Origin of the sequence: Microbispora bryophytorum, from assembly GCF_006874465.1 — a bacterium.
Lineage (GTDB): Bacteria > Actinomycetota > Actinomycetes > Streptosporangiales > Streptosporangiaceae > Microbispora > Microbispora bryophytorum.
The window spans coordinates 1-299 of the sequence record NZ_VIRL01000132.1; the positions used below are offsets into that span (position 1 = coordinate 1).

Here is a 299-nt window from a genome sequence, read left to right on the forward strand (position 1 = left end):
TGGCGTTGGAGCGGGCGGTCGGCGACGACGATGAGGATGTGCGTCGGGCGGCGCTGGAGGTGCTGGGGACGGGGCCGCTGGATCCGGAGGTTCGGGCGCTGGCGTTGGAGCGGGCCGCTGGCGACGAAAACTGGGGTGTCCGTCAGGTGGCGCTGGAGGTGCTGGGGACGGGGCCGCTGGATCCGGAGGTTCGGGCGCTGGCGTTGGAGCGGGCGGTCGGCGACGACGATGAGGATGTGCGTCGGGCGGCCCTGAAGATGCTGGGGGGCGAGCCGCTGGATCCGGAGGTTCGGGCGCTG

The 299-nt window shown here is 73.2% G+C and carries 1 protein-coding gene; it reads left to right on the top strand.

Translation table 11 applies throughout. The features are described from left to right. Nucleotides 1–299, top strand: a 299-nt coding sequence (locus FLX07_RS38640; protein ID WP_208762592.1) for a HEAT repeat domain-containing protein, incomplete at both ends; no start/stop codon positions are given.